Genomic DNA, 22,185 nt, shown 5'->3' with positions numbered 1-22,185 from the left:
CGCGTACAATCAACCCCCATGACGCATAATCCTGAGCCACCCAAGCCTGACCCAGAACTGCGCCGCCGTTCGCGCGCGGCGCTGTGGAAGTACGGGCTCGCCCGCGTGGTGCTATTTATCGCATTGACCGTGGTGATTGAGCTGTTGGCCATCGCCATTGACTTTCCCATCCCGGTGCTCGTCGCGGCGCTGCTGGCGCTTTTTGTAGCGCTGCCGCTATCGATGCTCATCTTTAAAAAGTGGCGCATCGAGGCCACCCAGACGCTGGCCGAGTACTCCGCCCAGCGCAAGGCCCACAAGCGCTGGGTGCAGGCGGAGCTGGAAGGCCGCGCCGCGCAGGACTAGACGATGATGAGCGCGGCGGCCTCGATTACCGCCCACAACAGCATCGCGCGGCCGGTCAGACCGAGCACGGGGATAAGCTCTGGACCCTGGGCGCCGCGGTTGACGGTGCGAATGGCGCGCAGCGCAAGGGGGAAGTAGACCAAGCCAGCGAGCGCGAGCCAGCTGCCGAAGGCGATGCCGATGGTCAGCAGGAATGGCAGCAGGAGCAGCACCGTAAAGAGCAGGCGCGCCTTCTCATTGCCGAGGCGCACGGCGAGGGTAATCTTGCCGGTCTCGGCGTCGGAAGGAATATCGCGGATATTGTTGACTAGGTTGACGCCGGAGCTCATCGCGCCGATGCCCACGGCCAGTGCGAGGCCCGACCACGATAGGCGGCCGGCCTGGGTGAATTCGGTGCCAAGCACGGCGACGAGACCGAAGAAGATAAAGACTGCGACCTCGCCGAGCCCGCGGTAGCCATACGGGTTCTTGCCGCCGGTATAAAACCAGGCGCCGGCGATGCATAGCGCACCGACGAGGATGAGCCACCACGCATGCGCCGCGAGGGAGAGCGCGATGCCGGCGAGCCCGGCCACGGCGAAGGCGGCAAAGGCCGCGAGCTTTACGTGCTGCGGGCGGGCCAAGCCACCGCCGGTCAGGCGCTGTGGGCCGGTGCGGTCGTCGTCAGTGCCGCGGATGCCATCCGAATAGTCATTGGCGTAGTTCACGCCGATGATAAGAGCCCACGCCACGATGAGGGCGAGCAGCGCGCGGCCCACGTGGCCGCCGTCGATGCCAAATGCCGCGCCGGTGCCCGCGACGACGGGCGCGAACGCGTTGGCCCAGGTATGCGGGCGCGCGCCCTCGAGCCAATCCTGAGCAGTGGCGGGGTAATTACCGGCGGAACGGGCCCCAGAATTCGGGGCAGACTTCGAGGCAGACATAGCCACCATTGTGCCACTGGCGTGGTGGCGGGCGGCAATCAGCGTAGGCAGGCGCGGTGGTGTACCCGATACGCAGCCAGCGCCGCGATAAAGAGCGTGGCATTGGTGACCGTCATTGCGGCGGAGGTGGCCGCGTTTAGGTAGTACGCCAGCCAGAATCCTGCTACCGCGCTCAGCGCAGCGATGCCGCAGGCAGCCAGCACTAGGGCGGGCACTCGGCGGGTGATAAGCCGCGCGGTCATGGTGGGAAAGACCATCAAGGCGATAACCAGCATGGCGCCGGCGGCGTGGAAGGCGGCGGTAGCGGTGCAGGCGATGACCGCCATGAACGTTGTCTGTACGGCGCGGGAGTGGACCCCACGCACGGTGCAGAAGGGGGCGTCAAAGGATGTGGCGGAAAGCCGCGGCAAGGTAAGGGCGAGGAAGATCGCATTAGCGGCAAGCACGCCGGCCATGACATAGCAGTAGTGGGGATTGGAAAAGGCGGCGAGGTTAACATCGCCAACCAAGACGGCATGGACATCGATATGTACGTGGCTCATTCGGGTAGAGATGAGGATGACGCCGGCGGCAAAGAGGGCGGGGAAGATGAGGCCTAGGGCGGCATCGGCAGTAACCAGCGCGCTGCGCTGCAGCCACCGCGTGCCGAGGGCGACGGCCAGGGCACCGGCCGCGGCGGTAATAAGCAGCAGCGGGGAGTCGATATCGGAGGTTAAAAGGTAGCCCACGGCGATGCCGGGGAGGACGGCGTGGCCGATGCCGTCGATAAGCATGGCCTGTCCCTGTAGAACTACAAAAGTGCCGGGCAGCGCGCATGCTACGGAGGTAAGGACGGCGAGCAGGCAAGCGGTAGCTGCAATGGTCATGGTCGAAGCTTTCTGGTGACGAGGCTGAACGCTACGGTGGCGGCTTGCACCAGCACGATGATGGGGCCGGTAGGCAGCGGGCCAAAGGCGATGGAAAGGTAGCAACCCACGGCGGCAGTAAGCGCGCCTAGGAAGCCGGCTAGTGCAATGAAGGGAAGCAGGCGGTGAACCCAGGGGCGGGCGGCCGCGGCCGGGCTGATGACTACGGCCACCATGAGGACCACGCCGACCACCTTGACGCCTATAACCGTGACGGCGGTTAAGGAGAGGAAGCTGAGGGCATTTAAGGCCGTGGTGCGAATGCCGGCTACGCGGGCAAAGGGGGCGTCAAAGGCGACGGTGGCTTGCCGAGTGTGTACCGAAGAAAGAATTAGCAAGACGCCGCCGCCAATGACGAGCGCAGAACTCACATCGGCGCGCGTGAGCGTGGACGCGTTTCCCAGCAGGTAATCCTGGATGCCGGCCTTGCCGGGCAAGGGCTGGCGGGAAATATGCTGCATGAGCAGCATGCCGATGGAGAAGAATGTGGTAAGCGTAGCGGCCATCGCGGTGGTCGGGCCGAGCGGGGCCAGCCGTGGAATCAGGTGAATACAGCCGACGGCCAGTGTGCCGGTGAGGATGGCGCCGGCAGAAAGCAGCCAGATATTGCGGCCGTCCCACCCTAAGGCCGTGGCCACGATGAAGGCGACCAGCAGGCCAGGCAGGGAGGAATGCGAGATGGCATCAGCGAGCAGGCTGGTGCGGCGCACATAGACCAGCGGGCCGAGCGCACCGGCGCAGGCTCCGATGAGTACCGTCCCCAAAAGCGCCTGGGTATAGGTGAAATCCTGAAAGAGTTCTAGTGGGTTCATGAGGGCAGGCAAAACATGTCGGCGATGGCGGATTCGGTGAGCACCTGCTTAGTAGGCCCGGCCGCGATGAGGCGGCCTTGGCCCACCATCATGACCTCATCACAGAAATCGGCGACCTCTGCGAGGTTGTGGTGGACCAGCAGGATGGTGGCGCCATCGGCGCGCAGATTCTGCAGTACCTCCATGATGGCGCGCTGGCTTGCGGCGTCGACCCCAGCGAAGGGCTCATCCAAGATAATGAGCTCGGGATCGCTCACGAGCGTGCGAGCGAGTAAGACGCGCTGGCGCTGGCCGCCGGACAAGGCCGAAATGGGCAGGTGCGAGTGCTCTTGCATTCCGGTGCGGGCGAGCGCGTCGTGAGCGGCGCGCTTATCGACGCGGCTCGGCCACTGCCACCAGCGCAGGCCGGCGGTACGACCCATAAGCGCGACGTCGAAGGCCGTGGCCGGAAAATCCCAATCGATATCCGCGTGCTGCGGCATGTAACCGAGCCGGTGGCGGAAATGGGCAAGGTTGGTGCCATCAAAGGTGAGCGATTCGCAGTTAAGCGGTGGAAGCAAGCCCACCACGGTGCGCACAAGGGTGGACTTGCCGGAGCCGTTGGCGCCCACGAGGCCGGTGATGGTGGCGGGAGTGAGGGCAAAGGTGGCGTCGGCAAGCAGGGGCGTGCGCGGATAGCCTGCGGTGAGGTGGGTGGCGCGCAGCATTAGCTTAAGGCCTTTGCCACGGTGTGTGCGTTGTGCTCGAAAGCCCCAAGGTAGGTATCGGTGGGCGCGTCGGGTCCGAGGGTATCGGCGAAGAGCTCCTCGTCCGAGACGGTAACCTTCCAGCCGCGGGACTCCACGGCCTGTTGCAGCGAGGTGATGGCCTGTGGGTTGGCTTGATTGTCCTTGAAGATGACGGGGACCTTCTTATCGGCGATGGTATCGGCCAGAGCGGAAATCTCGGTGGCGGATTTTGTGGCCTCGGTGGTGACGAAATCGGTGGCGTGAATGTCAAAGTCGAAGGTCTTGCCAAAGTAGTTGAAAGCATCATGGCCGGTGATGAGCACCCGGGGCTTCGCAGCAGCGAGTTCCTTCTTAGCCTTGTCCTGTGCAGCGGCGATCTGGCTTTCGTAGTTATCGGCGGCAGTGGAGTAGTCCGCGGCGTGCTCGGAGTCGATATCGCCAAGTTTGTCGCCGATGCTCTCAACGGCCTGGCTCCACAGCTTGGGGCTATTCCAGATATGCGGATCATAGAGTTGCTCGCCGCCCTTTCCTTGTTCCGGCCAGGGTAGGAGATCTTGTTCATCGAGCTGATCGCCCACCGCGAGCTGCTTGTCTCCCAGGGACTTGAGCTGGTCCACCATCTGGGCCTCGAGGTGGAGGCCATTCCAGAGTACGAGGTCGGCGTCCTTCATAGCCTCAATATCGTGCGTGGTGGGCTGGTAGGTGTGCGGATCACCGCCGGGGCCGACCATGGTGGTGATATCGGCTTCGGGGGCGAGGTTGGCTGCGGCATCGGCCAAGTAGCCGGTGGTGGCGAAGATTTTTAGGCTATCTCCGTGGTTGTCATCGCCGCTTGAGCAGGCCGTGAGCGTAGTAGCGGCGAGCAGTACGGCGAGGGGAAGTGCGGTGGTTTTCTGCAACGAAAAGTCCTTAAATTAGAAATGAATACCAAAGTTCAATGTAGTGAACTTCTAAAAACATACATATTGAAACTCATGGAAGCAATAGGATGAACTACGATGGGGTGAATGCACGTAAGCGAGCTGCCCGAACGCACCCAGGACTACCTCAAGATTTTGTGGAACCACGAGGAAAAGGCGGGACGCGATACCGCCATGCCGCTCGGTGATCTGGCCAAGGCTGCCGGCCAAAAGCTGCCCACCACCTCCGAGGCCGTCAAGCGCCTCGCGGCCAAGGGACTCGTGGAACACGAGCGTTACTTTGGCGTCCGGCTGGTCCGGGAAGGTCGCGAATTGGCCGTGGCCATGGTGCGCCGCCACCGCCTGCTCGAGACCTTTTTGGTACGCACCTTGGGCTATACCTGGGACGAGGTGCATGAGGAAGCCGAAATGCTAGAGCATGCGACCTCCGATAGGTTTGTCGAGCGCATCGATGCTTTCCTCGGCGCCCCTGCGCGCGATCCCCACGGCGATCCCATTCCGGCGGCCGATGGCACGGCTGAGCCGCTCTCGCGCATTACGCTTGCCGACGTCCCACCCAACTCTCCCGCCACCATGGAACAGGTCAATGACGCCGATGGCGAATTCCTGCGCTACTTGGACAAGCACGGGGTTCGTCCAGGCGTGCGGCTGACCGTCGTTGCCCCGCCGGTAGCCGGCCTCCTAGAGGTTAGCGTGGATAATGGAGCCAGCTTTTCGCTCGGGGAATCCGCGGCCCGCGATATCGCGGTGCGCGACGTGGAAGGTGGCTAAGCGCCGAAGATGCGCGCCACCGCGCGGCGGTCTATTTTGCCTGGCCCGGCCGTGGGAAATTCCGCGAGGCGCTTGATGTCTTTCGGTATCTGCCAGCGGGGAAGCTCGGCGTCCTCGAGGGCTTCGAGGATATCGCCGATATCGGCCCAGCCGGTATACGCCGCCATAATCGCCTGGCCGAGCCGCGGGTGTGGCACGCCGACGACGCAGGCATGGTCCACGCCCTTAACCTTGAGGATTTCGGTTTCTAGCGCCTCGGGGTGTAGCTTGAGGCCGCCAGAGTCGATGACGTTATCCAGCCGGCCGGTGACGGTGAGGGTGCCGGCGTCGATAAAGCCGCCGTCGGAAGTAGCGAACCAGCCTGGCTCGCGGAAGGCTTCGTGCTCGGGCGCGTTGCGGTAGCCGTGGGCGATGGTGGGCCCGCCCAAGAGGATGCGGCCGTCCTGGACGCGGACCTGCGCGCCGGGAATCGGCCTACCATCGTAGACGCAGCCACCGGCGGTTTCAGACGACCCATACGTCGCCACCACCGCAATGCCCAGTTCCTCGGCCGCTGCGCGCAGGCGCGGGTTGATGGCCGCGCCACCGACAAGGATGGAGTCAAAGGTGCGCAGCGCGTCGATGCCTTCGACCGAATCCATGGCCTTAGCCAGTTGTAGCGGGGTGAGCGCGGTATAGGTGCGGTCCCCGGTACGGTCGAGATCTGCGGCCGCGCGGGCGAAGGTGGGTATATCGAAGCCCTCGCTGAGATCCATGCACAGCGGGTCGACGCCCGCTACCAGCGAGCGCACCAGTACCTGGATGCCGGCGATGTGGTGGGCCGGCATGGCGAGCAGCCACTGGCCGGTGCCGCCGAGCACCTGGTGGGTGGCATCCGCGCTGGCCACCAGGTTTGCTGGGGTGAGCTGCGCGCCTTTCGGCGTGCCGGTGGAACCCGAGGTGGACATCACGAGTGCGATGCCCGGATCGATGGGCTCGCCGGCGCGTTGGGTATTGCGCAGGAGGGTGGCACGGGTGGCGTCGGCAAGCGGGAGCGGCAAAAAGCACCCTTGACCAGCAATCGCGGCCTCCAGATCGGGGAGGATGCTGGCCGGGTTGTGCGGATCAACCGGAAGCGGGGAGAGGATAGTCACGGAGGCGATTTTAACCGTCGAAGGGGCGGGATTCGTCTTTTTCCGCCTTGCGTATGCCGCGCAGCAACACAATGCGCCCGGCCACGAGCGCACCCGTGGCCAGGACGGCGATTCCGATACAAAAAGCGATAAGCATTAGTAGTAATACGGGAAGCTATCCCAATTTGGCTCGCGCTTTTCCAGGAAGGACTCCTTGCCCTCGACGGCTTCGTCGGTCATATAAGCCAGGCGGGTGGCCTCGCCGGCGAAGACCTGCTGGCCCATCAGGCCATCATCGGTGAGGTTGAAGGCGAATTTCAGCATGCGCTGGGCGGTGGGGGACTTCATGTTGATCTCCTGGCCCATGCGGATGGCGGCGTCTTCCAGCTCGCCGTGGTCCGCGACCTCATTGACCGCGCCCATTTCGTACATGCGCTGGGCATCGTAGGTGCGACCTAAGAAGAAGATTTCGCGGGCGAATTTCTGGCCCACCATCTTGGCCAGGTACGCCGAGCCATAGCCGGCGTCGAAGGATCCCACGTCCGCGTCCGTCTGCTTGAAGCGTGCTTCTTGGCGGGAGGCGACGGTCATATCGCAGACCACGTGCAGCGAGTGGCCGCCGCCGGCCGCCCAACCATTGACCACGGCGATGACCACCTTGGGCATGGTGCGAATAAGGCGCTGGACCTCGAGAATGTGCAGGCGGCCGCCTTCCACCTTCTCGCGGGCGGTGTCCACCGTGGACTCATCCGCGGTGGCGTCATCGTGGGCGTGCTCGGTGGCGTAGCGGTATCCGGAGCGGCCACGAATGCGCTGGTCGCCGCCGGAACAAAACGCCCAGCCGCCGTCCTTTTCGGAGGGACCATTGCCGGTGAGCAAAATCGTTCCCACATCCGGCGTGCGACGGGCGTGATCCAGGGCGCGGTAGAGTTCGTCCACGGTATGCGGGCGAAACGCATTGCGCACCTCCGGGCGGTCGAAGGCGATGCGCACGATGCCGTTCTTGCGGCCCTCGCCGTTGAGCCTGTGATAAGTGATATCCGTCAGGTCCTCAAACCCTTCTACGGAATGCCACAATTCCGGTCGGAACGGATTATCGGTGCTGTACTTTCTCTGCTCGCTCATAAAGGCCAGCTTAGTGGCAAAAGAAGAATAGTCCCCATTCCCAACCCTCACCCACACACGCTGCCCAGCAGGCCGGTAATAATCAATACGCGATACTACGAGGGCTTTACCTCGCAATGTACCCGTGTACGCCATACCAGCGCGGTACTTAATGCCGTGGGGAGACTCGAACTCCCCCGCCCCTTAAAAGCGCTAAAGGGGGCCTGCATTCCCTCGACTTTCCCCTCCAGGGTGGGGGCCTGCTCGCTGCAGGCGTGTGGGCTACCATCGCGCGCTCTAAGCAGCGCGCGATATGACTATCCGTTTTTCAGTTCGGTATTCCAGTTCAGCTGCTGGATGCGGGTATCCAGCTCGCGGTACTGCTTAGACAAATCATCGACACGCTTGCGCAGCTCCGCCACCGGGATGGTGGAGACAAACTTAATCTCGGTGCGGGAATAGCGATCCGAGCGCGTGCCCGCCCGCTGCGCCAGGTCGTGGTAGATGCGGCGCTTGCGCAAGAGGCCGTCGCGAAGCGCGAGGGCTTCCATCAGGTTCCTCTTCTCATCAAAGGCGGTGGCGATATTCGTCGCATTAATGGCCTGCACCAGCTCATCGATGCGCCCGGCCACGCCGTCGAGCTCGCGCAGCAGCTCCTGCGGATCCTCATCCGGGGTATCACCCTCCTGCACGCGGGCCACGGTCAGCAGCCGCTCGTGCAGGCTATTGAGGCGCTCCTGCGCCTGCGCGCGCTCCGCCAATGCCTCAGCTAGCAGCATATTTCCTCCTTTATTGGTATAGGTTCCCAAAATAGCGCAGAGCGGCGGAGGGGTCAATGGCCGGCGGGCGCTACCATGAAGGCCATGCATATCGATGACGTCCTTGACCGCGCCCACGTAGTCTCCCTCCCGCTTGCCGTGCGTTTCCGCGGCATCACCACGAGGGAGGCCCTGCTCATCGAGGGCCCGGCCGGCTGGGGCGAGTTCGCGCCCTTCCTGGAATACGGCCCGGCCGAGTCCGCCGCGTGGCTGCGCGCCGGGCTCGAGGCCGCCTACGAGGGCTTCCCGGAGCCGGTGCGCGATTCCATCGAGGTCAACGCCACCATTCCGGCCGTACCCGCGAGCGAGGTCCCGGCCGTGGTGGAGCGCTACCCCGGCTGCCGCACCTTCAAAATCAAGGTGGCGGAGAAGGGGCACACGCTTGCCGACGACGCCGCTCGCGTCCGCGCCGTCCGCGACGCCGTCACCCAACGCGGCGATATCCCTATCCTGCGCGTGGACGCCAACGGCGGCTGGAGCGTCGATGAGGCGGTCGAGGCCGCGCAGATGATGATGCCGCTGGACTATATGGAACAGCCCTGCGCCACCACTGAGGAGCTTGCCCAGGTCCGCGGCCGCCTTATGCGCGCTGGTCTCTTTGTGCGCGTTGCCGCCGATGAATCCATTCGTAAGGTCGCGGACCCGTACCGCGTTGCCGAATTGCAGGCCGCGGACGTAGCCGTGGTCAAGCCCGCCCCGCTTGGCGGCGTGCGCCGCGTCCTCGAGGTGGCCCAGCACTTGCGTCAACGCCATATGGACATCACGGTGGCCTCCGCGCTCGACACCTCCATCGGTATCAATATGGGACTGGCGGCCGTCGCCGCTCTCCCGCGCATCTACGACGATGAGGACATCGATGTCACCCCGGCCGCTGCTGGACTTGCCACCGGCTCCCTCTTTGCAGAAGACGTCACCGCGCCGCGCCCGCTTGTCGATGGCCACCTTCCCGCCGATATCCTCGCCCCCGACCCAGACCGACTCGCTGCACTCGCCGCCCCCGCCGACCGCCGCGATTGGTGGTTCGACCGCCTCCGCGCCTGTTGGCCGCACCTTGCTGACTAGGGCCTAGAGCAAGCTCTGGTGAAACCTCCACGCCGGAGTCACCAACGCCCGCCGCACCTTTTGCGGACTGCTCTTTAGCCCGCGCACGCTGCGCCGATGCGCCACCGTTTCTTGCACCGTCTCCACCACTAGTTTGAGGTGGTAGTCGGTGCACTCATCCGTAAACTTCAGCGGCGCCCATCCGTGCTGCACCGCGTGATTGGTCTTCCATGTCCCGATGAGGAATTCCCGGTGATTGTTCTCCGGCGCGTGATAATAAAGCGAGTCCAAGTCCACCACCGTCGTCCCCGCTTCGAAGCCTAAATCCCAGGTATACGGCCCAAGCCGGAAATTTGGCACCGGCTTGAGCCCCACCCGCCGCATCTCGTGGTACATCCGCTGCTCCCATTTCGACGCCGTCCCCACCGGCGCCTGCTCCGCCAACTCGCGCACCGCGTCCCTTTTCTTACTGATCACCAGCTCTAAATCGGCCGCGAATCTCCCCCTTCCGTTGAGCCCGCGATACGCCTGCGCCAGCGCTTCTTTCAGCAGCCACTCGCTGCAGCGCTCGAAGCTCAATGCATCTGCTACCGCCTGTGCCGGCAACGCCATCCTTACACCCTTTATCCGATTCGCCGGCACCGGCCGCGACCTCACCGTATACACCACATCATCCGCTCGAATCCGGCAGTTTTTATCCACCCGGATCACCGCCGGCAGCCGCACCTCGCATAAGCCATAGGCCGCGAGCGCCGCCGTCCCCGAAAACACCGCATCCGGATAAAGCTGCGCCACCGCGGCTACTTTATCTTTCGCGCTCGCCTCTGCAGCGATATAACAGTTGCGCCGCAAGCGCAAAAGTGTTCCCCCACTAATCCTGCTGCGGATTTGATAGTCAGTAAGGCCTAAATCTAGTAATTCATTTCTTGTCCACATGACTCATTGGACTGGAATTCTTCCGGGAAGGTTCCACCTTTCTAATTTCAACGATTTCGTCCATCTAAAACACCTAAACCGTCGACGGTTTTCGCCATCTGCATGGACGAAATCGTTGAAAACCGGTGAACCGGGAAAAGAGAACCGCTAAAAGAGCCTGCCGTCAGTATTAAGACTGCCCAACCCGTCACCTGTGCGTACGCTAGGGGACATGTCTACTATCAAGGTCCGCGATGCCCACCTGCACAATCTGCGCAACGTCGACGTCGATATGCCCCGCGGCAAGCTCGTTGCGGTCACGGGCGTGTCTGGTTCGGGCAAGTCTTCGCTGGCATTCGGCACGATTCACGGCGAAGGCCAGCGTCGCTATCTCGAATCGGTGGCGCCCTTCGCCCGTCGCCTCATTAGCTCGGCCGTCGACCCGCAGGTTAGCCAGGTAGAGGGCCTGCCGCCGACGGTCGCGCTGCAGCAATCCACCTCCGGCGGAGGTGCGCGCTCTACGGTTGGCACCGTCTCCGCGCTCTCCAATAGCGTGCGCCTGCTCTATTCGCGCGCCGGGGATAACCCGGAGGGCCTGTACTCGGATTCTTTCTCTCCGAATACCCCGGAGGGCATGTGCCCGCAGTGCCACGGCACGGGCGTGGTCCACGAGCCAACTGAGGATTCCATGGTCCCGGATCCCACCCTCTCCATCGAGGAAGGCGCCATCCAAGCATGGCCTGGTGCCTGGGCCGGCAAGAACTTCCACGACATTTTGATGAATCTGGGCTATGACCTGGATTCGCCCTGGCAGGACCTACCGCAAGAAGACCGCGACTGGATCCTCTTCACGGAAGAGCGCCCCGTCGTCACCGTGAAGCCTCTACGCGGCAAGGATCAGATTCAGCGCAATTATGAGGGCACGTGGCGCTCGGTGGCCAGCTACCTCAATAAGACGCTGGCGGAGACCCAATCGGATACGCTGCGCAAGCGCACCCTGTCCTATATGGAATCCCGCGAGTGCGAGACCTGTGGCGGCCGCCGCCTCAACCCGGCCGCGCTGAAGGTGACCTATGCGGGCATGCCGATTGATGAGCTGGGCGCGCTGCCGCTGGATAGGGTGCATGAGGTGCTCAGCAAGCAGAACCCAGAGGAGAACTCGGCCGAGGATTTGCTCCTGCGGCAGATTCTGCCGGCATTGACCTCGGCGCTGGAGCTCGGCTTGGCGCACCTCAGCCTGGATCGGCCGACGCAGAGCCTGTCCGGCGGCGAGATGCAGCGCATCCGTTTGGCGGCGCAGCTGCGCTCCGGTCTCTTTGGCGTGGCCTATGTGCTCGACGAGCCCTCGGCCGGCCTGCACCCCGATGAGCGCGACGCGGTCATGGATATGTGCCGCCGTTTCATCGCGGCCGGCAACTCCGTGCTCTTGGTGGAGCATGACATGAATTTGGTCGCGCAAGCGGACTGGCTCGTGGACGTCGGCCCGCTGGCCGGCGAGCGCGGCGGCAACGTGGTCTATTCGGGCCCGGTCGAAGACTATGACGCGGACACCCCTACCGCCAATGCGCTGGCTCACCGCACGCTCGCGCTTGCCGACGACCCCCGCACCCCCTCCTCCCACCTCACCCTCCGCGGCATCAACGCACGCAGCATCGACAACTTGGATGTGGACTTTGGTTTGGGCCAATTCACGGCGGTCGCCGGTGTCTCGGGATCGGGCAAGTCCACCCTGGTCAGCACGGTGCTGGCTGGGCTGTTGCGACAGTCCGCTACGGCCGTTTCCGATGAGGAAGAGACCGAGGATAAGGGCTGGTCTGTGGAAAGCACGGAGGGCTTTGACCGAGTCAAGCGCGTCGTGCAGATTACCCAGAAGCCCATTGGCCGCACCCCGCGTTCCACGCTGGCAACCTATACCGGGCTTTTCGATAACGTTCGCAAGCTCTTCGCCTCCACCGATGAGGCCAAGCAGCGCAAGTGGACGGTCTCGCGCTTTTCTTACAACGTAAAGCAAGGCCAGTGCCCCACCTGCGGCGGCGCGGGCAAGATCGAGGTGGAGCTGGTCTTCTTGCCGGGCTCGTACACCACCTGCCCGGAGTGCGGCGGCGCCCGCTTCAACGACGAGACCTTGGAGGTGACCTGGCAGGGCCGCACCATCGCGGACATCTTGGAGCTCACCGTAGATGAAGCGGCCGAGGTCTTTGCCGAAGAAGAAAAGATTTACCGCGCCATCGCCACGTTGCAGGCCGTCGGCCTGGGCTACCTCCGCTTGGGCCAGGGCGCGCCGGAGCTGTCTGGCGGCGAGGCCCAGCGCATCAAGCTGGCCACGGAGCTGCAGCGTTCCCGCAACTCGCGTCGCGGCCACACGGTCTACCTGCTGGACGAGCCCACCACGGGCCTGCACCCAGCCGATATCGACCTGCTCAATACCGAGCTGCACAAGCTGGCGGATGCAGGCCATACGGTAATCGTCGTCGAGCATGATCTCTCGGTCATGGCGCATGCGGACCGCATCATCGAGATGGGCCCGGGCGCTGGCGAAGACGGCGGCCGCATCATCGCGGATGCCACCCCGGCGCAGGTCGCCGCCGAGGATACCGCCACCGGCCGTGCTTTGAGCGCACGCCAAGCGCACTAAGCGGCGAGCCGCGGCTTCCCTGTTAGCTGTGGGAGACCTCTCTGGGATCTCACAGCAAAATGGGGTAGAGGTAGAGGGTATGACTTCTAAAGGCCCTCATGGCGATAATAATGAAACCCGCAGCTGGTCCAGCCCGGCGGATGATGCCACGCGCCAGATTGGCCGCGTGCCCGATAATGCCGCCGGCCCCAGCCGCGACCAAGCGCGCCGCGAGCACCCCAAGCAGTACTTCCCGGGCGAGCAGCAGCCGCAGAATGAGACTCGTCAATTCGATGCGGCCGCTGGCTATCAGCAGGGCTACGGCCAGCAGCAAAGCTATAGCCAGAACTATCAGCAGCCGGCCGGGCAGGCATATGGCCAGCAGTACGCGCAGCAGCCCGAGTACGAGCCGGTGCCGTCGAACTACGATCCGGACCAGCCGGAAAAGCGCAAGAAGAAGGGCGGCGGCGCGATGGCCGGCGTCTTCGCGGCCATCGCGGTACTTGCAGTACTGGCCGCGGCGGTGTTGTTTTTCCTGTGGCGCAATGCCGCGGACGAGGCGGATAAGCCGGACCCACAGCCGGTGACGGAAACGCTGACCACGGAAGTTCCCACCACCGTGACCCAGACCGAAGAGCCGGATTCGCAGGATGAGAACTCCAATAATCTGCCGAAGCTGCCGGACTTCCAAAATGACCTGCCGTCCGATATCCCGACCGAGCTGCCACCAGAGGTACAAGACCAGCTGGATAAGGGCAGCGATGTGGACGTTGAGGGCCTCCTCAATGACCTCTTGGGCGGCGGCGAGCAGTCGGCCAACCAGAACTAAGCGCCCAGCACCTGCCCGGTAAGGGAAATGGCGCGCGGGCAGGTAAAATCGGGCGGCATGAATGAATCGATGCAGTTGGCTGAGAAGGTAGCCGCCCAACTGGCGCGCCACCTCACGGATGTCGTCCTGTGCCCTGGTTCGCGCAACGCGCCGCTGTCGCTGGCGCTGTTGGCGCGTGATGATATCCGCGTACACACCCGCCTGGATGAGCGCGGGGGAGCGTTTACCGCCCTGGGCATGGCGCGGGTGCAGCGCCGCCACGTGGGCGTGGTGATGACCTCGGGAACTGCGGTAGCCAATACTTTGCCGGCCGTGGTGGAGGCACACTATTCCCATACGCCGCTGGCCATCATTAGTGCGGATCGGCCGGAGCGCTTGGTGGGCACGGGGGCGTCGCAGACCATCGAGCAGCAGGGCATCTTCGGCGTCTATGCAGATACCACCCAGGTCACCGGCGTGGACGATATCGCGGCTATGGCCCAGCGTTTCCGCGAAGACCTACAGGTACATATCAATGTGGCCTTTGACGCCCCGCTTGTCGACGCCGCTTTACCCGCCCGCACCTCCGGCGACGGCGTGCTCGATCCGGCCCCGGCCTTTGTGGACCACGGCGAAGTAGCCGTGGACTTGAGCAAAAATACGCTGGTCATTGCGGGTGACGAGGCCTGGGAGGTAGAAGGCCTCCAAGACGTGCCGACCATTGCGGAGCCGAGCGCGCCGGGCCCGTATCATCCGGTGCATCCGGCGGCGGCGCATATCTTCCGCAAGGCGCAGGTCTCCGCGAATGATTATGTGGTCAGTACTAAGGTGGAGCAGGTCATCGTCGTGGGGCACCCGACGCTGCACCGTGGCGTGCTAGCGCTGATGAATGATCCGGATATTGAGCTGGTGGTGCTCTCGCGCACCAAGGACTTCACCAACCAGCGTGGCGAAGAGGCCCGGCTTGGCACCACCGTCAAGGTCACCGGTGAGCCGAGCCGCGAGTGGATGAAGATCTGCGAAGGCGCAACCGATATGGCCGGGCAAGCGGTGCGCGAGACCCTCGAGGATGAGGAACTGGGATTCACCGGGCTGCACGTCGCGGCCGCGGTGGGCGATACGCTCTCCGTCAATGACACCCTGGTGCTCGGCGCTTCGAACCCGGTGCGTGACGCCTCCATGGTGGGCCTGCCGTTCGATGGGGTGGATACGTACTCACCGCGCGGGGCGGCCGGCATCGACGGCACCATCGCCCAAGCCATCGGCATTTCCCTGGCCACGCAATCGCTGGATCCCACCAACTGGCGCGCCCCGCGAGTAATGGCGCTCATGGGCGATGTCACCTTCTTGCATGATGCGAATAGCCTGCTCATTCCGGAAGACCAGGCGCGACCTGAAAACCTCACCATCGTGGTGGCCAATGACAATGGCGGCGGCATCTTCGAGACCCTGGAACAAGGTGCCGATGCGCTGCGTGAGTCCTTCGAGCCGGCGTTTGGAACGCCGCATGGGGTGGACGTCGGCAAGCTGGCAGAAGCCTATGAAGCAGACTACCGCGAGGTGACCACCCCGCAGGAGCTATTGGATACGCTGGCGGAGCTGAAGGAATACTCCACCGGGATTACCGTCGTGGAGGCTAAGACCACCCGTGCCACGCGCCGGGCGCTCAATGAGAAGCTCACCGCAAAGGTAGGCCAGTAAGTGGCCCCGCCGCAGCATAAGCCGCACGCGGCCGTGGTGCCGCGCTATACGCCCGCGGTCTATCGCCGCCGCCTGCACCAGCTGACGCTGGCGCTGTATCTGGCCGCGCTGGTGGGCGTGGTGGGCATGGTCATCGGGCCGGTGATGAATGACCACGCCATCGCCAGCCACCCCGCGCGCGCTTTGGCCACGGTCAAGGATGTGGGCATGCTGCGCACCACGGTGGATTTCCAAGACAGTGAAGGGATTTACCACACCCCACAGCACGGGCTGCTCTATCCCAGTGGGCTGGGCGAGGGCCAGCAGGTGTGGGTGCAATACGCCCAGGACGACCCAGACCTGGTCAAGGTCGAAGGCCGCGAATGGACGTTGGCTATCATCCCGGCGCTCTCGGTAGGGGTGGTTGCCACGCTCATCGCGGCCGTGCTGTGGAAGCTGATTAGCTTCTTTACCCGCCTCGCGGAGAAATAATTAACCAAGATTTTCCGCTGGCTTCACCATAAACTTAAGAAAATGGGCCATGATGGTGGCATGCGTGTTGCGATCGTGGCTGAATCCTTCCTCCCCAATGTCAATGGTGTGACCAACTCCGTGCTGCGCGTTTTAGAGCACCTGCACGAGACCGGCCAGGAGGCCATCGTCATCGCGCCGGGCGCCCGTGAGGGGCAGGAGGAAATCCCGGACTACCTAGGATTCCCCATCTATCGTGTGCCCACCGTGCGCGTGCCGCTGGTGGATTCGCTGCCGGTGGGCGTGCCTACCACGGCGGTCGATGAGGCGCTGCGCGATTTCAAGCCGGATATCATCCACCTGGCCAGCCCCTTCGTACTCGGCGCTGCTGGCGCTTTCTCCGCCCGCCAGCAGCGCGTGCCCGCCGTGGCGTTGTACCAGACCGATGTTGCCGGTTTTGCCACCAAGTACCATGCCTCCGCGCTGGCCTATGGCGTGTGGGAGTGGCTGCGCACGATTCATAACTCCTGCCAGATGACGCTGGCACCGTCCTCGCTGACCATCCGGGATCTAGAAAAGCACCACATCAAGAATGTGCGCCACTGGGGCCGTGGCGTGAACGCGGAGCTTTTCCACCCCTCCAAGCGCTCTGACAAGCTGCGCCGCAGCTGGGATCCGAGCGGCACCAAGAATGTAGTGGGATTCGTTGGTCGCCTCGCCGCGGAAAAGGGTGTGCACCGGTTATCGGCGCTCAACGGGCGCGAGGATATCCAGCTGGTCATCGTGGGCGATGGGCCGGAGCGCCCGCTATTGGAAGCCCAGCTGCCCGGCGCCGTCTTTACCGGTGCGCTGTCCGGCGAAGACCTCGCCGCCGCCTATGCTTCCTTGGACGTCTTTGTCCATGCGGGTGAGTTCGAGACCTTCTGCCAGTCCATCCAGGAGGCGCAGGCCTCCGGCGTGCCGACCATCGGACCGCGGGCAGGTGGCCCGGTAGACCTCATCGACGAGGGCTATAACGGACTGCTGCTGGATGTAAAGACCTTTGTGGAAGACCTTCCCAATGCGGTAGACGCTCTGCTCAATCCGGAGATCCACCAGGAGATGCGGGACAATGCCCGCGAGTCCATTTCCTCCAAGACGTGGAAGGCGCTGTGCGAGCAGCTCGTGGGCTATTACGAAGAGGTGCTGGAGGATACTCGCCGGGTGCCGCTGACCATTCTGGGACAGCGTCCCGAGCTGCCGCGATGGGCGGCTCGTGCCCTTGGCGCCCGCGTAGCCTAGACTGATCATTTGTGTCTAAGGCAGATTTGGATAAAAAGCCCTTCGATGTGGCGCGCATGTTTGACGCCGTGGGCGAGAAATACGACCTCACCAATACCGTGCTGTCCTTTGGGCAGGACGCGCACTGGCGCAAGCGCACCCGTGAGCGTTTGAACCTTAAGCCGGGCGAGAAGGTCCTCGACCTTGCAGCGGGTACCGCCGTGTCCACCGTGGAACTTTCCAAGTCCGGTGCGTGGTGCGTAGCGTGTGATTTCTCCCGTGGCATGCTGGCCGCCGGCCGTGAGCGCGACGTGCCCAAGGTGGCTGGCGATGGCATGAAGCTGCCGTTTGCGGATAACACCTTTGACGCCGTGACCATCTCTTATGGCCTGCGCAATATCCACGACTTTGAACTCGGCCTGCGCGAAATGGCGCGCGTGACCAAGCCGGGCGGGCGCCTTGCGGTGGCGGAATTTTCCACCCCGGTGGTACCGATTTTTGGCACCGTGTACAAGGAATACTTGATGCGCCTGCTCCCACCGGTAGCGCGCCTGGTTTCTTCTAATCCGGAGGCATATATCTACCTCGCGGAATCCATTCGCGCGTGGCCGGGGCAGGAGGAGCTTGCCGCGGTTATCAATCGCAATGGTTGGGCCGAGGCCGGCTGGCAGAACCTCACCTTCGGCATCGTGGCGCTGCACTCGGCGGTAAAGCCAGCCTAGGCGCTGCTCTGCCCGCGCCCCGGGGCCGGGGGACTATGCCGCGGTCGAATCCCAGAGTGGCGTATCGCGGCGAAGGGACGAGACCGTGCGGCCGGCGGCGCGCCAGGTGCGTGCGATGAGGTCGCGGTCATCGTCAGTAATGAGGTTGCCCATCAGGCGCGCAGCGGCCGGCATGAGCATGCGGCCGACGGGTCCGCGCAGGGCCAGTGGACCGGCCAGCGGTAGGAACTGTGGGTAAGTAAGCAGGCGTGCGGCCGTGCGGGCCAAGAGGAAGGACTCGCCGTAGTGCTCGCGGAGGACGGCCGGCCAGGCCAGGGTGAAATCCTTCGGGCCGAGTAGGGCTACGGCCAGCGCAGCCGTCTCCAAGCCGTAATCGATGCCTTCGCCGTTGAGGGGATTGATGCAGGCAGCGGCATCACCAATGATCATCCAATTGGCGCCGGCCACGTTGGATACCGCACCGCCCATGGGCAGTAAGGCAGAGGTAACGTGCTCAATCTCGCCGAGTCCCCACTCGGGACGTTGTTGGGCAGCGTAGAACTCGAGCAGCTTCTTGGTGTTGATCTTGGCGGGGCGCTGCGCGGTTGACAGCGCGCCGAGGCCGATGTTGACCTGGCCTAGCTCGGGGCCGAGCGGGAAGATCCAACCGTAGCCGGGCTGCACCTCGCCTTCCTCGTCCTTGAGCTCAACGTGAGAGTGCATCCAGGGCTCATCGGCATGCGTGGAGGAAGCATAGGAGCGCGCGGCGATGCCATAGACCTCCTCGCGGTGCCAGGTGCGGCCGAGCTTCTTGCCAAAGGTAGAGCGCACGCCATCGGCCACGATGACCCACTTGGCATGCACGGTGACCTCTCCCACGCAGAAGGAGGTTACGCGGTTGCCCTCGAGCACCGGATCGGTGGCGGGGGTGCCGGTGAGGAGGGTGGCGCCGGCTTCCCGGGCGGCGTCGGCAAGCAGGGCATCAAAGCGGAAGCGCGGCAGGGCCGTGCCCACCTGGGAGGGATAGGTCTCCGGCCAAGGCGCGGTAATATCGCCGCCGTAGCCGTGCAGCTTCAGGCCGCGATTGCGATAGGAGGCGTTGACCGCAATGCCGAGCTCATCGAGCTGGTGCATCGCGCGCGGGGTGAGCCCGTCGCCGCAGGTTTTATCGCGGGGAAATGTAGCGGAATCAATAAGGAGGGTGTCATAGCCGGCGCGTGCGGCATGGATCGCGGCGGCGGCTCCGGCAGGCCCAGCGCCAATGATGGCGACCTCGACATAGGTTTGGGAATCGATCTGCTCCGACATGAGGACTATCATTGCATGAGTTCGACCCCTCGAGTGTGTTTAGGGGCGCAGTTTGGACTACGGTAGGTAATCGATTATCTCTGGCTTTTAGTTGCAAGGAACACTATTTAATGACTCACGGTCAATCGCATGCCACGCACGTGGATCTTGGTGATCCGCAGCTCAACGAGCGCATTGGTGCGGGCATGGAAGCAGTAGAAGACAAGCTGCGCAGTGAAATCGACCGCGGCCAGGACTTCTTAAAGGATAAGGTCAGCCACCTGTCTAAGGCCGGTGGCAAGCGCTTTCGCCCCATGATGGCGCTGCTGGCCTCCGAGTATGGTCCGCGTCCGGGCTGCGAAGAGGTGGTTAAGGCCGCCACCGTCGTGGAGATGGTGCACGTCGCCACCCTTTATCATGACGATGTCATGGATGAGGCGGACCGCCGCCGCGGCGTGGAATCTGCCAATTCGCGGTGGAATAACTCCGTGGCCATCCTCGCCGGCGATGCGCTCTTGGCGCATGCCTCCCGCTTGATGAGTGAGCTGGATACCCACACCGTGGGCCACTTTGCCGATACCTTTGAAGAGCTGGTGACCGGTCAGATGCGCGAGACCATCGGCGCGGGTGAGGCCAATGCCGTGGAGCACTACACGGCCGTTATCCGTGAAAAGACCGCGGTGCTCATCGCCTCTGCTGGCTACCTGGGTGCCTACCACTCCGGCGCCTCGGCCGAGCATGCCGCAGCCCTGCACCGCATTGGTGGTGCCATCGGCATGATCTTCCAGATTGTGGACGATGTCATCGACATCTTCTCTGACCCAAAGGAGTCCGGCAAGACCCCGGGCACAGACCTGCGCGAGGGCGTATTTACCCTGCCGGTTCTTTACGCCTTGGAAGAAGAGGGCGAAGTGGGCGATAAGCTGCGTGAGCTGCTTACTGGCCCGCTGCATTCCGACGCCGAGGTGGAGCGCGCCATCGAGCTCCTGCACCAGTCTGGCGGCCGTCAGAAGGCGCTGGAGGACATCAATGCCTACCTGCGCACGGTGGAGGAGCAACTCGCCGTGCTACCGGAGAACTCCGCGAGTCAGGCCTTGCGGCAATTAGCGGATTACACGGTGCGCCGCGTGGGCTAGCTGCTTCGTTAAGTCCCTCTCTATAGCCCCATTCGCCCCTACTACGCTGGCGATTTGTGGGTGGGAGGGTGGTTCGTAGTAAAGTACTTACTCGCACCACACAGTGCATGCCAGGTTGCCCGAGCGGCCAAAGGGAGCGGACTGTAAATCCGCCGGCATTGCCTTCAGAAGTTCGAATCTTCTACCTGGCACAGAATGAACCTCGCAAGCAGATGCTTGCGGGGTTTCAAGCGTACCTGCAGCTGTGAGGCGGGATCTACTGGCTGGGCTCCTGGGTGCGGGAGCTTTTAGCCTTGTGCCACACCGCATAAGCACTGGCGAGGAAAACAACTAAGAAAACCCCAGCGATCTTGAAGTAGAAAAAGCCTTTTCCTAGCCTGCGAGAAATATCTGGCAATGAGGTGGAATCCGATTCAGCTAGGGCCTTGGCAACGTACATCGCATTCAAACCGCCGATGAAGTAGCCGAGGCAGAGCAATAATGAAATAACGGCCGTAATCAATACCAAAACTGCTAAGGGTGAATGGCGGGACATTGTTCTCATCTAACTCCTCTCATCGCGGCCTAAAGGACCAGCAAAGTACACCTTTCTAAGGCGCTTGGTACTAACAGGTTTGCTCTCCTGTCTTATCATCCCTCACGGGCTGCCATCAGAGGTCTTCACAAAGTCCGCCTGGGCGGCTGCGGCGGCTTGCCTGGCGATGACAATGAGGCGACGGAAAGAGCGGCGGGCTCGATGATGATCTTGACACCTTACCGGGGGTAGCATCGCGTGGGCTGGGAAATGGACGCGGAGTGGAGGTCTTTGGTGGAACGCTCTGTATGCGAGTGGCCGCCCTTTGTCCTGCACGATCTCTGCGCCTTTGGGGGGCGCCGCCGCAGGTGGGAGGAGCCGGCGCTGCCAAGATCCGCCAGGGTGGAACCTAGGGGGCGGGGTGGCGGTCACGCGACCGTCGGCAAGCGCAAAGCACTTAAACAGCTGACTTATCCCTTTATCGGAGTGCTCGCGCGGATCAGTAATGCTGATGCTGGCGAAGCCGAAGTTGTAATACAGCTTTGTAGCATCGCTGGATTGGCGATCCTCGTCATCCAACACGCCCTTCATTCAAGCACGTTTACATCGCGTAAAAAGAAGCCACTTGAACTGTATATTTATGGGGTCTGACGTGGCGATTTGTGTAAAACGTTGAAAGCAGGTTAGATTATTGGAGTCCGCAACGGAGAGCACAACGAAATAGCGATGTGTTCAACGCTAGGATGTGCCCCCTTAGCTCAGTCGGCAGAGCGTTTCCATGGTAAGGAAAAGGTCGACAGTTCGATTCTGTCAGGGGGCTCCATTCATGTTTGGAGGAAGGGACTCCTCCAAGGTGAATATGGCGGTGTAGCTCAGTGGTAGAGCAAGCGACTCATAATCGCTGTGTCGCGAGTTCAATTCTCGCCATCGCTACCGGGAAAGAAAGGCGCCCGCAGGGCGCTTTTTTATTACCGCGCTGAAGGCAATCCAGGCTGTGCCTAGTTTCGGATTGGAACTATGGCTCTGGTAAGGTCTTCAACGCTTGATGCTTAGGTATCAAGGAATAAAAGAATAGGGGCGTGGCGCAATTGGTAGCGCAACGGTCTCCAAAACCGTAGGTTGCAGGTTCGAGTCCTGTCGCCCCTGCATAGTAAACCCCGTCACCTCAGGTGGCGGGGTTTCTTCATACCCTATTTTCTGGCGGATTCTAGTGGTCGTGGAAACACGTCTTATGTTTCGGTTGAGTTTATCAGTGCGGCCATTTTCTCGGCTGGTGTTTGAAAGCCCAGGGTTTTGCGGGGGCGGCGGTTGAGTTGCATG

At 62.8% G+C, this 22,185-nt stretch carries 22 protein-coding genes and 4 tRNA genes; 14 read left to right on the top strand and 12 right to left on the bottom strand.

The genetic code is table 11. From position 1 onward, the window contains the following. Positions 1 to 18 precede the first annotated feature (18 nt). Positions 19 to 345, top strand: coding sequence for a DUF4229 domain-containing protein (locus MHX61_RS10750; protein ID WP_239194760.1), 327 nt, complete (start codon positions 19 to 21; stop codon positions 343 to 345). On the opposite strand, the gene MHX61_RS10745 is transcribed toward MHX61_RS10750, so the two are convergent. The 5 genes from MHX61_RS10745 to MHX61_RS10725 are packed head-to-tail and all read right to left on the bottom strand — an operon-like array spanning position 342 to position 4,612. Then, positions 342 to 1,268 (bottom strand): 1,4-dihydroxy-2-naphthoate polyprenyltransferase, encoded by a 927-nt coding sequence (locus tag MHX61_RS10745; protein ID WP_239194757.1) that lies wholly within the window; start codon positions 1,266 to 1,268, stop codon positions 342 to 344. The genes MHX61_RS10750 and MHX61_RS10745 overlap by 4 nt on opposite strands. Before the next feature lie 38 nt (positions 1,269 to 1,306). Beyond that, a complete protein-coding gene (locus tag MHX61_RS10740; RefSeq protein WP_239194754.1) occupies positions 1,307 to 2,134 on the bottom strand; it encodes a metal ABC transporter permease in 828 nt (275 codons plus the stop codon). Further along, a complete protein-coding gene (locus tag MHX61_RS10735) occupies positions 2,131 to 2,985 on the bottom strand; it encodes a metal ABC transporter permease (RefSeq protein ID WP_239194751.1) in 855 nt (284 codons plus the stop codon). The genes MHX61_RS10740 and MHX61_RS10735 overlap by 4 nt, the downstream gene beginning before the upstream one ends. Next, positions 2,982 to 3,692: a metal ABC transporter ATP-binding protein gene (locus MHX61_RS10730; protein ID WP_239194748.1), complete on the bottom strand. Its 711-nt coding sequence runs from the start codon at positions 3,690 to 3,692 to the stop codon at positions 2,982 to 2,984. Before MHX61_RS10730 ends, MHX61_RS10735 begins: the two co-directional genes overlap by 4 nt. Next, the gene (locus MHX61_RS10725) at positions 3,692 to 4,612 is read right to left on the bottom strand and encodes a metal ABC transporter solute-binding protein, Zn/Mn family (RefSeq protein WP_239194745.1); all 921 of its coding nucleotides are present in this window, start codon (positions 4,610 to 4,612) and stop codon (positions 3,692 to 3,694) included. The genes MHX61_RS10730 and MHX61_RS10725 overlap by 1 nt, the downstream gene beginning before the upstream one ends. A gap of 108 nt (positions 4,613 to 4,720) precedes the next feature. Here MHX61_RS10725 and MHX61_RS10720 point away from each other — a divergent pair, with 108 nt between their 5' ends. After that, entirely contained in the window at positions 4,721 to 5,404 is a 684-nt protein-coding gene (locus MHX61_RS10720; protein WP_239194742.1) for a metal-dependent transcriptional regulator, read from the top strand. Here MHX61_RS10720 and menE read toward each other — a convergent pair. The 4 genes from menE to MHX61_RS10705 all read right to left on the bottom strand — a co-directional run bounded on the left by menE (position 5,401) and on the right by MHX61_RS10705 (position 8,399). Then, complete coding sequence (gene menE, locus MHX61_RS10715) at positions 5,401 to 6,537, bottom strand: o-succinylbenzoate--CoA ligase (RefSeq protein ID WP_239194739.1); 1,137 nt, start codon at positions 6,535 to 6,537, stop codon at positions 5,401 to 5,403. The two genes, MHX61_RS10720 and menE, sit on opposite strands and share 4 nt — an antisense overlap. A gap of 10 nt (positions 6,538 to 6,547) precedes the next feature. Further along, the gene (locus MHX61_RS11345) at positions 6,548 to 6,673 is read right to left on the bottom strand and encodes a hypothetical protein (RefSeq protein WP_255717704.1); all 126 of its coding nucleotides are present in this window, start codon (positions 6,671 to 6,673) and stop codon (positions 6,548 to 6,550) included. Next, positions 6,673 to 7,641 (bottom strand): 1,4-dihydroxy-2-naphthoyl-CoA synthase, encoded by a 969-nt coding sequence (locus tag MHX61_RS10710; RefSeq protein ID WP_239194736.1) that lies wholly within the window; start codon positions 7,639 to 7,641, stop codon positions 6,673 to 6,675. The genes MHX61_RS11345 and MHX61_RS10710 overlap by 1 nt, the downstream gene beginning before the upstream one ends. Before the next feature lie 296 nt (positions 7,642 to 7,937). Beyond that, a complete protein-coding gene (locus MHX61_RS10705; RefSeq protein ID WP_023020504.1) occupies positions 7,938 to 8,399 on the bottom strand; it encodes a DIP1984 family protein in 462 nt (153 codons plus the stop codon). A gap of 75 nt (positions 8,400 to 8,474) precedes the next feature. Here MHX61_RS10705 and MHX61_RS10700 point away from each other — a divergent pair, with 75 nt between their 5' ends. Then, entirely contained in the window at positions 8,475 to 9,500 is a 1,026-nt protein-coding gene (locus tag MHX61_RS10700) for an o-succinylbenzoate synthase (protein WP_370658421.1), read from the top strand. A gap of 3 nt (positions 9,501 to 9,503) precedes the next feature. On the opposite strand, the gene MHX61_RS10695 is transcribed toward MHX61_RS10700, so the two are convergent. Continuing rightward, positions 9,504 to 10,274, bottom strand: coding sequence for a hypothetical protein (locus tag MHX61_RS10695; RefSeq protein ID WP_232619485.1), 771 nt, complete (start codon positions 10,272 to 10,274; stop codon positions 9,504 to 9,506). A 352-nt stretch (positions 10,275 to 10,626) separates the two neighbouring features. Between MHX61_RS10695 and MHX61_RS10690 the strand changes: the two genes are divergently transcribed. The 6 genes from MHX61_RS10690 to MHX61_RS10665 all read left to right on the top strand — a co-directional run bounded on the left by MHX61_RS10690 (position 10,627) and on the right by MHX61_RS10665 (position 17,949). Beyond that, a complete protein-coding gene (locus MHX61_RS10690; protein WP_239194729.1) occupies positions 10,627 to 13,029 on the top strand; it encodes an excinuclease ABC subunit UvrA in 2,403 nt (800 codons plus the stop codon). Positions 13,030 to 13,108: 79 nt separating this feature from the next. Further along, positions 13,109 to 13,837, top strand: coding sequence for a hypothetical protein (locus MHX61_RS10685; protein WP_239194726.1), 729 nt, complete (start codon positions 13,109 to 13,111; stop codon positions 13,835 to 13,837). Positions 13,838 to 13,894: 57 nt separating this feature from the next. Continuing rightward, positions 13,895 to 15,517 (top strand): 2-succinyl-5-enolpyruvyl-6-hydroxy-3-cyclohexene-1-carboxylic-acid synthase, encoded by a 1,623-nt coding sequence (gene menD, locus MHX61_RS10680; protein ID WP_239194723.1) that lies wholly within the window; start codon positions 13,895 to 13,897, stop codon positions 15,515 to 15,517. Then, positions 15,518 to 15,988: a DUF3592 domain-containing protein gene (locus MHX61_RS10675; RefSeq protein WP_204610291.1), complete on the top strand. Its 471-nt coding sequence runs from the start codon at positions 15,518 to 15,520 to the stop codon at positions 15,986 to 15,988. 60 nt (positions 15,989 to 16,048) lie between these two features. Then, positions 16,049 to 17,248: a glycosyltransferase family 1 protein gene (locus MHX61_RS10670; protein WP_204611376.1), complete on the top strand. Its 1,200-nt coding sequence runs from the start codon at positions 16,049 to 16,051 to the stop codon at positions 17,246 to 17,248. A gap of 11 nt (positions 17,249 to 17,259) precedes the next feature. Further along, positions 17,260 to 17,949 (top strand): demethylmenaquinone methyltransferase, encoded by a 690-nt coding sequence (locus MHX61_RS10665; protein WP_005322922.1) that lies wholly within the window; start codon positions 17,260 to 17,262, stop codon positions 17,947 to 17,949. A 33-nt stretch (positions 17,950 to 17,982) separates the two neighbouring features. Here the strand turns inward: MHX61_RS10665 and MHX61_RS10660 are convergent, their stop codons facing one another. Next, positions 17,983 to 19,248, bottom strand: a complete 1,266-nt coding sequence (locus tag MHX61_RS10660) for a geranylgeranyl reductase family protein (protein WP_204610290.1) — start codon at positions 19,246 to 19,248, stop codon at positions 17,983 to 17,985. Positions 19,249 to 19,346: 98 nt separating this feature from the next. Between MHX61_RS10660 and MHX61_RS10655 the strand changes: the two genes are divergently transcribed. Both MHX61_RS10655 and MHX61_RS10650 read left to right on the top strand, forming a co-directional pair. Then, entirely contained in the window at positions 19,347 to 20,351 is a 1,005-nt protein-coding gene (locus MHX61_RS10655; protein ID WP_005322918.1) for a polyprenyl synthetase family protein, read from the top strand. A 109-nt stretch (positions 20,352 to 20,460) separates the two neighbouring features. Beyond that, positions 20,461 to 20,542, top strand: a tRNA-Tyr gene (locus MHX61_RS10650). 65 nt (positions 20,543 to 20,607) lie between these two features. Here the strand turns inward: MHX61_RS10650 and MHX61_RS10645 are convergent. Next, positions 20,608 to 20,886: a hypothetical protein gene (locus MHX61_RS10645; protein ID WP_204610289.1), complete on the bottom strand. Its 279-nt coding sequence runs from the start codon at positions 20,884 to 20,886 to the stop codon at positions 20,608 to 20,610. 726 nt (positions 20,887 to 21,612) lie between these two features. Between MHX61_RS10645 and MHX61_RS10640 the strand changes: the two genes are divergently transcribed. From MHX61_RS10640 to MHX61_RS10630, 3 genes are all read left to right on the top strand, one after another. Then, a tRNA-Thr gene (locus tag MHX61_RS10640) sits at positions 21,613 to 21,688 on the top strand. 38 nt (positions 21,689 to 21,726) lie between these two features. Continuing rightward, a tRNA-Met gene (locus MHX61_RS10635) sits at positions 21,727 to 21,798 on the top strand. Between the two features lie 140 nt (positions 21,799 to 21,938). Further along, a tRNA-Trp gene (locus MHX61_RS10630) sits at positions 21,939 to 22,011 on the top strand. Positions 22,012 to 22,185 lie beyond the last annotated feature (174 nt).

Origin of the sequence: Corynebacterium sp. ACRPF, from assembly GCF_022347395.1 — a bacterium.
GTDB classification, from domain to species: Bacteria; Actinomycetota; Actinomycetes; order Mycobacteriales; family Mycobacteriaceae; genus Corynebacterium; species Corynebacterium tuberculostearicum_D.
The sequence above is the reverse complement of the archived record's forward strand: the minus strand, read 5'-3'. Positions and strand labels throughout refer to the sequence as shown.

Bases quoted from the DNA above. Each gene is read 5' to 3' on its own strand.
- MHX61_RS10750 (WP_239194760.1), top strand. From the start codon at position 19: ATGACGCATAATCCTGAGCCACCCAAGCCTGACCCAGAACTGCGCCGC.
- MHX61_RS10745 (WP_239194757.1), bottom strand. From the start codon at position 1,268: ATGTCTGCCTCGAAGTCTGCCCCGAATTCTGGGGCCCGTTCCGCCGGT.
- MHX61_RS10740 (WP_239194754.1), bottom strand. From the start codon at position 2,134: ATGACCATTGCAGCTACCGCTTGCCTGCTCGCCGTCCTTACCTCCGTA.
- MHX61_RS10735 (WP_239194751.1), bottom strand. From the start codon at position 2,985: ATGAACCCACTAGAACTCTTTCAGGATTTCACCTATACCCAGGCGCTT.
- MHX61_RS10730 (WP_239194748.1), bottom strand. From the start codon at position 3,692: ATGCTGCGCGCCACCCACCTCACCGCAGGCTATCCGCGCACGCCCCTG.
- MHX61_RS10720 (WP_239194742.1), top strand. From the start codon at position 4,721: ATGCACGTAAGCGAGCTGCCCGAACGCACCCAGGACTACCTCAAGATT.
- MHX61_RS11345 (WP_255717704.1), bottom strand. From the start codon at position 6,673: ATGCTTATCGCTTTTTGTATCGGAATCGCCGTCCTGGCCACGGGTGCG.
- MHX61_RS10710 (WP_239194736.1), bottom strand. From the start codon at position 7,641: ATGAGCGAGCAGAGAAAGTACAGCACCGATAATCCGTTCCGACCGGAA.
- MHX61_RS10705 (WP_023020504.1), bottom strand. From the start codon at position 8,399: ATGCTGCTAGCTGAGGCATTGGCGGAGCGCGCGCAGGCGCAGGAGCGC.
- MHX61_RS10700 (WP_370658421.1), top strand. From the start codon at position 8,475: ATGAAGGCCATGCATATCGATGACGTCCTTGACCGCGCCCACGTAGTC.
- MHX61_RS10690 (WP_239194729.1), top strand. From the start codon at position 10,627: ATGTCTACTATCAAGGTCCGCGATGCCCACCTGCACAATCTGCGCAAC.
- MHX61_RS10685 (WP_239194726.1), top strand. From the start codon at position 13,109: ATGACTTCTAAAGGCCCTCATGGCGATAATAATGAAACCCGCAGCTGG.
- menD (WP_239194723.1), top strand. From the start codon at position 13,895: ATGAATGAATCGATGCAGTTGGCTGAGAAGGTAGCCGCCCAACTGGCG.
- MHX61_RS10670 (WP_204611376.1), top strand. From the start codon at position 16,049: ATGCGTGTTGCGATCGTGGCTGAATCCTTCCTCCCCAATGTCAATGGT.
- MHX61_RS10660 (WP_204610290.1), bottom strand. From the start codon at position 19,248: ATGATAGTCCTCATGTCGGAGCAGATCGATTCCCAAACCTATGTCGAG.
- MHX61_RS10655 (WP_005322918.1), top strand. From the start codon at position 19,347: ATGACTCACGGTCAATCGCATGCCACGCACGTGGATCTTGGTGATCCG.
- MHX61_RS10645 (WP_204610289.1), bottom strand. From the start codon at position 20,886: ATGTCCCGCCATTCACCCTTAGCAGTTTTGGTATTGATTACGGCCGTT.